Raw genomic sequence first — 8,220 nt, 5'->3', positions numbered from 1 at the left:
ATGAAACTTCAGTAGCTATTGCCAAATCAAAGTTTAAGGATAGTAGGGATGCCTTTATAGCTTCTGGTGAAGAGTTTGCCGATGCCCTTGTTATATCACCAGTATCTGGTAAATACAATAGGCCAACCCTATTGGCATCAAGAAACAAGAATACTAATGCCCTAGTTAAGAAGTATATAAGTGATACAAGAATTCTTGGAATTACTGCTATAGGCGGAGAAAGATACCTGCCATATAGCATATTACTTGACTTAGTTGGTAGGTAGTCTAAAGATATGCATATTAACATGGTTGTATAATTTTGTTTGTATAATATTTAGCGTTGGTGAGAGAAAATTCTCTCCCAACGCTAAATTTTTTGCAAAAAACAGGAATATATATTATATGAACTTCTGGACTTAACCTAGCTCTTAAGATAATAAATGGCTAGCTGGGTCCTATCCCTAAGATCTAACTTGACCAGGATGGAGGATATATAGTTCCTGACAGTACCCTCACTTAGGTGGAGTTGACTGGCTATTTCCTTATTGCTTAGGCCATCAGCTATTAGCTCTAGTACATCTATTTCCCTTTCGCTCAGGATACCTATTAGGCCTTCCTTCCTGTCCTTGTTGTCTATGTCACCCTTCTCACTTTGAGCCTTGTCAGGAGTCAAGGTAAGGCTATCAAAGACCTTGTTTCCAAAGACATTCTGTCCTGCTAGGGCAGCCCTAATAGCTGGGCATATACTTTCAAAATCGTCCTTTAAAATATAGCCAGAGCTACCATACTTTATTGAGTCCTTGACATATTCCTGGTCTAGGAAGGTCGTCAGGAATATGACCTTGGCATCAGGGTAGTCTATTTTTATATCCCTAAGGGCATCTATACCGGTTTTTTCGCCTATCCTAATATCGAATAGGCAGATGTCAGGCCTATGTTCCTTGTATTTGTTGACTGCATCATCATAGCTATGACCTATATCGACTACCTCCATATCATATTCAGATTCTATGATGGTCTTAAGGGCAAAGCATATCATTTTGTCGTCATCTATCACTAGTATTTTCATAGTATCACCTTTTTCTATCTAAAATTCTTAGTCCTTCTTGTAGATGGTAGCAAATATCCTAAAGCCATCCTGAGTGGATATTTCCACCTTGCCACCCAGGTCTTCTATCCTCTTGCTGATAGAGAAGAGTCCCATACCACCATCCTTGGCTGGGGGATTGGTTCCATTGTCGCTGATCTTTAGGTAGGTAGCTGTCTTCATTTCCACCAGGGTTATATTTACAAGGCTGGCATTAGAGTGCTTGCTAACGTTTGTTAGGGCCTCCTTGATAATATATAAGATGGAGTACTTGAAGGCCATATCAAAGTCACTAGTCAGACCATATGAGAAGTTTACCCTACAAAAGGTAAATTCACCTATTAGCTTGTCTATTTCAGCTTTCAAATTAATGGATTCACTTTGGAGGTTATGGAGACTCCTCCTTACCTCAGTCATACCCTCGGATAGGGTATTCTTAATTTCATTAAGGGCATCTTTTTTGACAGGGTCCTTTTCCACGACCATCAGGGCTCCTAACTGGAGGATGGCCCTTGATGTTAAGTGGCCTAGGCCGTCATGGATATCCCTAGAAATCCTATTTCTTTCACTAAGGATAGCATTCTCTATCCTGTTATTTTGGTCTATATTCAGGGACTGGTATAGACTTTCTAGCTTGTACTTTTCACCCTTAGACCTATGGTAATAGCTGTAATACTTATTTTCTAAATCTATAATATTTAGGCTATACTTGCCTATGATAAAGACCAGACCGCTTACTCCCAAGAGTATGCCTATATCAGCGGGATCCAGAGAGGCAAAGTGGCCCAGGACAGGTATGGAGATAAGTAGTACTACCTCCTCCAAGGACATCCTTGGCCTATCTATAGAAAAGTATAGGATTAGGGGTATATAGACAAGGCTGTACCTTAAGTCCAGACAGGATGGGATGATTTTTGCCGCATCTAGACCTACAAGTAGGGCTAGACAAATATTTACAAGGGCAACCATGTGGTCATACTTGAAAATTATAGTAGAAAGGGCTAGAATCAGGCCTAAACAGATAGGAATTATTATATATACATCAGTTGCCGACCTAAGAGATATAGAAAGGCAACTTACAAATACAAGCAGGCCTATAAAATTTGTCTTTATCCTATATTTTTGATACATACCTATCCCCCTCAGTTAAATATACTTATTTACTAGATACCATATAAGTATCCATAACATAATTATATCAAAAAAAGAATTATAGGGGGGCTTTTAATGTAGAAAGTATAGATAATGACAAATGTAATATAGGATAATGACGGTGGGCACTAAAATAATACGTAAAGATATGTTAGAATATTAATACTAATTAAAAGCCTTATAAATAGGTTGAAAGAAAATGGTAAAAGCAAATATTACAATATGAAGGTAAATAAATAGAGGAGGAGATAATATGTTAGAGGTTAAGAATGTATTAAAAAGGTATGATGATTTGGTTGCCCTAGACAACCTTAGCTTGGATATAAAGAAGGGAGAGGTTTATGGCCTATTGGGACCCAATGGATCAGGTAAAACTACCCTTATAAATTGTATCTTGTCTTTGAGTAAGTTTGAAAAGGGGGATATAAAGATATTTGACCAACCTATGTCTGTTGATCGTTACGATTTAAAGGCTAAAATAGGCTATGTTCCTCAGGAAATAGCTGTCTTTGATGAATTAAGTGTCTATGATAATATAGATTTTTTCTGTGGTCTTTACATCCAGGACAAGGCGACTAGGAAGCAGTATGTAGAGGAGGCTATAGAATTTGTTGGCCTAAATGACTTTAGGAAGTTTGTACCGAAGAAGCTAAGTGGAGGACTAAAGAGGAGACTGAATTTAGCCTGTGGTTTGGCTCACAAACCTGAACTCTTAATCCTAGATGAACCTACAGTTGCAGTAGACCCCCAGAGTAGAAATGCCATCCTAGAGGGGATAATGGACCTTAACAAGAAGGGTATGACAGTAATATATACATCCCACTACATGGATGAAGTAGAGCAGATTTGTACAAGAATTTCAATAATAGACAAGGGTAAGCTACTGGCAACAGGGGACAAGTATGAGCTTAAGAAGCTAGTTGGTCTAACAGATACCCTAATACTAAAGGACATAGATATGAAGAACCTAGACATAAGTCAGTTAGAAAGTATTGAGGGCTTAGGAAAAATAAGCCTAGAAGGGTCTAATCTAAGCATTGGCATTCAAGATAACATGGCTATGACACATATATTTGCCTACCTTGAAAATAATGACATCTTCTTTAAGGGTATGGATATAAATTCTCCTAGCCTTAACGATGTATTCTTGGAGATAACTGGCAAGCAGTTAAGAGACGACTTATAAGGAGGGATAAATATATGTTTGGATTTTTATTTAAATATGTTATAAAGCGCGCAATTTTAAACAAGGAATCCCTTTTTTGGGTCTTGATATTCCCATTTTTCCTATCAACTATATTTGGTATAGTTTTTACTAGAATGGATAATAATACTGAACTGTCACCAATACCAATCATGGTAGAGGACAGGACCTATAAGGAAATTCTCAACCAAATAGACCTGGATGACAAGAAAATCTTTGACATAAAAGATTACAAAAATCCTGACCAAGCCCTAGAGTCTGGTAAGGTAGAGGCAGTAATTAAGGGTGACCTTAGGAAGCCTAAATTAGTTATAAAAAATGATACTGTAAATACAGCCATTGTACATGGGGTAGTATCACAAATCAACCACATGGGTCTATCAGTTGGTCAACTTATGAAAAACCCCGAAAATAGGTCAAAGGTAGAAGCTATATTAAAAGACCTAAGGGGAAATAATGATTTCGAATTTGAAAATGCCCTTAATCTTAAAAATAAGTCTGGTATTACTATATACATTTACTCCCTATTGGCCATGATATGCCTGGGTGCTTCTACATTTGGTGTAGCAACAGTAGAAGGCTTGAGACTAGATTCAGATATGGATACTTCAAAGAGACTTGGAGCATCACCAGTACCAAGAATCAAGCACCTGATTGCCAACTTCGCAGGCAACCTTGTAATTACCAGCCTAAATACTATCCTACTGTATATCTATATCAGGTATGTAATGAACACCGACTTTGCCGGTAGCCAGGCCCAGATAATATTTGGCCTATTGATTGGTAATGTTATGGCCATGGCAATGGGTATGTTTATAGCCCTATCTACAAGGATGGGGACTAATGCAAAGTTTGGCCTTAGTGCAGGTATATATGTATTTTCTTCATTCTTAGCCGGTATGATGAATCCTAGTGTGGCTGGCTATATAAGCAATAACATACCTGTATTAAACTACATAAATCCAGCGACTGTCCTGACTAGGATGTTTACAGCCTTATACCTTTCAGATAATAGGGTGTACGCCTATTCACTTTTAAATATAGGACTTATAAGTCTGGTCCTATTTGCTGGAGGCTATATATTTGCAAGGAGGAACTCATATGACAGTATTTAATACATACTTTAAAATAATGAAAAAAAATGCGAGAATGATGTTTATATATATTGCAATTTTTGTTGCTATTGCCATAGGGATAGCAGCATCAGGAGACCAGGATGTAAAGACAGATATAAATTCCAACATCAGAATCAGTGTTATAAATATGGATCAAGGTAACCAGAGAAGTCAAGGCCTAAAGGACTATCTAGAGTCAAATTTTGAGCCAATTAAGATCAAATCTGATGATAGGTCAATAAGGGAGAACCTATTGTCATCATACGTAGACTATGTGCTTAAGATAGGCAAGGACGGAAAACTTAAGTACTATGTAAGCAAGGACCAGGGTAAGTCTTTTATGGTCAACCAAAAGGCTATGGAATACTTAAAGACCTACGACCTTATGGACAGGTACAGGTTTAAGGGTATGGTCAAGCCAGAAGAAATACTTAAAGAAAAGATAGAAGTTGGCTATATAGGCCAGTCAAGGGCAAAAAGGGATATAAAACAAAATATGTATGCCTACTACAATGTCAGCTCATATGTAGTATTTATAATCCTAATGCTAGGTGCATTTACAGGCCAGTATAGCTTTAACTCAAAAAAGATAAGTGACAGGATTAGGGCGTCGAAGGTTTCTACAAGAAAAATTAGCTTGAACGTGTTTTATAGCTCGCTTTCCTTTGTGGTCCTTGTTTGGGCTATCTTCTTTGTCACAGCAATGGCATCCTTTAGGACAAATATGTTCACGTCATATGGAAGGAACTTTGTCCTTGCAAGTATCCTATACTTGCTACCAACATCGGCAATGTCCTACCTATTTGCCAATGTATCAAAGAGCCCTGCAGTTAATAACGGTCTTTCTAATATGCTGGGACTCCTATTTTCCTTTATATCAGGTGTATTTATACCTTTAAAGTACTTACCTTCATATGTAGAGATGCTGGCTATAGTATCCCCTATGTACTGGAACAATAAGATATACTCTGCAATAGCTGATTCATCAGCTGCGGGTAAGGGTATAATTGTCTATGTATTTATACAGGTACTAATAGGCCTAGCTTGTTTATTTATAGGTATTGCAATAAAAAATAAAAGCGTGGAAAGTATGAGTGCTTAGTGGTATAATTAAACCAAGTGAAATATATAAACAATATCAATTGTCCAGTGATGACGACTGGACGAAGGGGTCCTGCTTAGAATAAAATTACTAATTGAGAACAAAAAATATTGAAAAATCAATAAAATCTTCAAAATTACTCTTGCAATTGATAACAAAAAGTGGTATAGTAGTAATATCATTGAATTGGATATCAAGAGTTATACAGAAATTATGTGACTTAAATAAAGGTAAAATGGAGGTAGACATATGTTACTAGGTAGGAGACGTGCTTTATGGATAAGTGCTTTACTAATAATGAACGGGTTCAACAGAAGAAAGAGGGATAAGGACCTAGCTGGTGGTAATGACGGTAATAACCTAAAATTACCATCTTTCAAAAATGCCCTAGAAGTAAAGAGTTCTATACCAGGTAGGGTCAGATTTTATGCTCCTATATTGGTAGGTAACATCGAAGTAGCAAATAGCTTCGTTGACCAGATAAGCAAGATTGACGTTATAAAGACTTGTAGGGTCAACACGCTTACAGGAACTATACTAATGGAATATGATCATCAGCTTTTAGATCCACAGACACTAGAGGGTGCGGTTATAAAGCTTCTAGGTGTGGATAAGTCAATTGATGAGGGCAGAGTTTCTGAAGTCAAGAAGGCTTCTGAAAGATTATTCGCAGCAGTTAACAATGGTTTATATGATTTCACAAATGGACTATTAGATGTAAAGTCTTTGGCAGGCTTGACCCTAATTGGGGCTGGATTGCTTGACCTTAGACGTAATGGTGGTGGTAGACTGCCAGACTATGCAACACTTGGATGGTGGGGCACAAGTTTATTCATGATGTAATAGGAGGTAATAATGTTTAATTTCAAAGCATCTATTCTAAATTTGCTTTTCAAGTTTGAGGTTGTATCAGACCTACCAGGGCGATTGAGAATAAAGGTAAATAACTTTAAGAAGCTACCAAAAGAGGCTGTCAATTTCCAGAGCCAGGCTATGGAGGCTGTAAAAAGGCTTGATGGTGTTGAAAATGTAAAGTTTAACTTTGTTATTGGTACTGTCCTTATAGAGTATGACACAGACAAGGTCGATTCTAAGGCAATTGTGAGCTGGCTAAATACTATAAAGAAGCTAGCCCTAGACAATATGGGCTTGATAAATAGTTTAGAAGGTAAGGATGAAAAAGAGGTTATAGACATCCTATTTAATATCCTAGACGCCAATACATCTAAATAACGAAAGGAGTGAGTTATTTGATTCAAATGGGAAATAGGACATTCTCTTTGAAGGGAAAGAGCGTGTCAAATATTGAAGGACGTATAAGGATCAAGTATACGGGCTTGAAGTATATCCAGGACCTATATACTAACCTTATAGACCAGGTAGGGTCCTTGTACTATGTTGAATATGTAGCCGTTAATTCTGTTACAGAGACTATCTTAATAAAGTACGATAGTGACGCAGACATTGATTCATTGGAGATTATAGAGGCTGTAGACCACATAATGCAGAAGTTCTCCTTGGATGTATACAAAAACTATATAGAAGCAAGAAATAATGAAATGAATAATAGGTATGATGGAGAGGAAATGTCATCTAGGAAGCTGATAGCTAGACTACTGGTAAATGGTAGTGTAATATTGGCTACTAGGCTACTAGGAGGTGCAAACACACCACTGATAAACCTACCTAAATATGACAAGTTCACTACTTTGCCAGCCATCACAAGCTTGGCATTGACATCTCCATTATTTAGGTCTGCCTGGGATGGTCTAGTAGAAGACAAGAGACCAAATGCAGACGCCTTGACAATTATGTCAATTGTAGCCAGCCTAATGCTAGGTAATAGTATATCTGCCTTGACTATAATAGCCTTGTCAGACATAGCAGAGTTTATGACAGCCTATACGGTTGAGCGTACTAGAAATTCAATCAAGAACCTTTTAAGTGTTGAACAAGATACAACTTGGAAGGTGCTTGAAGATGGAAGCCTAGAAAAGTGTAGTGTAGACAAGCTAGCGAAAGAAGACCTAGTAGTTACACATACAGGTGAAAAAATATGTGTCGACGGTGAAGTAATGGACGGTGAAGCCATAGTTGACCTTAGTTCTGTATCTGGTGAATACATGCCAGTTATCAAGAAAAAGGGAGACAAGGTATTTGCTGGTGGTCTAATCAAGAACGGTACTATCACAGTTAAGGCTGAAAAAGTTGGCGATGATACTGTAATATCCAGAATTATAGACTTGGTTGAAAATAGTGCAACTCAGCAGGCTCCAATCCAGAAGTATGCTGACAAGTTCTCTAACTACCTAGTTCCATTAAACCTACTGCTTTGTGGTGTGGTTTATGGGGTAACTAGGTCTACAACTAAGGCTCTTAACATGCTAGTTATAGACTACTCATGTGGTATCAAGCTATCAACAGCAACAGCCTTCTCAGCATCTATCAATACATCAGTTAAGAATGGTGTCTTGATAAAGGGTGGTGCCTTTATTGAACAGTTAAGTATGACTGATACAGTTGTATTTGACAAGACAGGTACTATTACAGAAGGTAAGCCAAGGATCAAGGATGTATT

Annotated in this window: 9 protein-coding genes; 7 read left to right on the top strand and 2 right to left on the bottom strand. The window is 37.6% G+C overall.

Annotated features, from left to right (window positions below; genetic code table 11):
• Nucleotides 1-266 (top strand): cell wall-binding repeat-containing protein (locus ACW6OJ_RS06825; RefSeq protein ID WP_456096108.1); only part of this gene is annotated, 266 nt, incomplete at its 5' end.
• Between the two features lie 137 nt (nucleotides 267-403).
• On the opposite strand, the gene ACW6OJ_RS06820 is transcribed toward ACW6OJ_RS06825, so the two are convergent.
• Nucleotides 404-1,051, bottom strand: a complete 648-nt coding sequence (locus tag ACW6OJ_RS06820; protein ID WP_293698978.1) for a response regulator — start codon at nucleotides 1,049-1,051, stop codon at nucleotides 404-406.
• A gap of 27 nt (nucleotides 1,052-1,078) precedes the next feature.
• Nucleotides 1,079-2,200 carry a sensor histidine kinase gene (locus ACW6OJ_RS06815; RefSeq protein ID WP_456096107.1) on the bottom strand — a complete coding sequence of 374 codons (1,122 nt, stop codon included), beginning with the start codon at nucleotides 2,198-2,200 and terminating at the stop codon, nucleotides 1,079-1,081.
• Nucleotides 2,201-2,474: 274 nt separating this feature from the next.
• On the opposite strand from ACW6OJ_RS06815, the gene ACW6OJ_RS06810 reads away from it, so the two are divergent.
• The 6 genes from ACW6OJ_RS06810 to ACW6OJ_RS06785 all read left to right on the top strand — a co-directional run.
• Nucleotides 2,475-3,407: an ABC transporter ATP-binding protein gene (locus ACW6OJ_RS06810; RefSeq protein ID WP_304195596.1), complete on the top strand. Its 933-nt coding sequence runs from the start codon at nucleotides 2,475-2,477 to the stop codon at nucleotides 3,405-3,407.
• Nucleotides 3,408-3,421: 14 nt separating this feature from the next.
• Nucleotides 3,422-4,540 carry an ABC transporter permease gene (locus ACW6OJ_RS06805; RefSeq protein WP_456096106.1) on the top strand — a complete coding sequence of 373 codons (1,119 nt, stop codon included), beginning with the start codon at nucleotides 3,422-3,424 and terminating at the stop codon, nucleotides 4,538-4,540.
• Nucleotides 4,527-5,642 (top strand): ABC transporter permease, encoded by a 1,116-nt coding sequence (locus ACW6OJ_RS06800; protein ID WP_456096105.1) that lies wholly within the window; start codon nucleotides 4,527-4,529, stop codon nucleotides 5,640-5,642. The genes ACW6OJ_RS06805 and ACW6OJ_RS06800 overlap by 14 nt, the downstream gene beginning before the upstream one ends.
• Nucleotides 5,643-5,891: 249 nt before the next feature.
• Nucleotides 5,892-6,485, top strand: a complete 594-nt coding sequence (locus ACW6OJ_RS06795; RefSeq protein WP_314497547.1) for an HMA2 domain-containing protein — start codon at nucleotides 5,892-5,894, stop codon at nucleotides 6,483-6,485.
• Between the two features lie 12 nt (nucleotides 6,486-6,497).
• Complete coding sequence (locus tag ACW6OJ_RS06790; RefSeq protein WP_455104134.1) at nucleotides 6,498-6,875, top strand: HMA2 domain-containing protein; 378 nt, start codon at nucleotides 6,498-6,500, stop codon at nucleotides 6,873-6,875.
• A 26-nt stretch (nucleotides 6,876-6,901) separates the two neighbouring features.
• The coding region (locus ACW6OJ_RS06785) for a heavy metal translocating P-type ATPase (protein WP_456096109.1) at nucleotides 6,902-8,220 on the top strand (1,319 nt) is incomplete at its 3' end.

The sequence above is a fragment of the Peptostreptococcus sp. genome, assembly GCF_977045075.1.
The sequence above is the reverse complement of the archived record's forward strand: the minus strand, read 5'-3'. Positions and strand labels throughout refer to the sequence as shown.

What these genes read in the sequence shown, in the direction of transcription:
- ACW6OJ_RS06790 (WP_455104134.1), top strand. Translation starts at nt 6,498, where the DNA reads ATGTTTAATTTCAAAGCATCTATTCTAAATTTGCTTTTCAAGTTTGAG.
- ACW6OJ_RS06800 (WP_456096105.1), top strand. Translation starts at nt 4,527, where the DNA reads ATGACAGTATTTAATACATACTTTAAAATAATGAAAAAAAATGCGAGA.
- ACW6OJ_RS06810 (WP_304195596.1), top strand. Translation starts at nt 2,475, where the DNA reads ATGTTAGAGGTTAAGAATGTATTAAAAAGGTATGATGATTTGGTTGCC.
- ACW6OJ_RS06815 (WP_456096107.1), bottom strand. Translation starts at nt 2,200, where the DNA reads ATGTATCAAAAATATAGGATAAAGACAAATTTTATAGGCCTGCTTGTA.
- ACW6OJ_RS06820 (WP_293698978.1), bottom strand. Translation starts at nt 1,051, where the DNA reads ATGAAAATACTAGTGATAGATGACGACAAAATGATATGCTTTGCCCTT.
- ACW6OJ_RS06805 (WP_456096106.1), top strand. Translation starts at nt 3,422, where the DNA reads ATGTTTGGATTTTTATTTAAATATGTTATAAAGCGCGCAATTTTAAAC.
- ACW6OJ_RS06795 (WP_314497547.1), top strand. Translation starts at nt 5,892, where the DNA reads ATGTTACTAGGTAGGAGACGTGCTTTATGGATAAGTGCTTTACTAATA.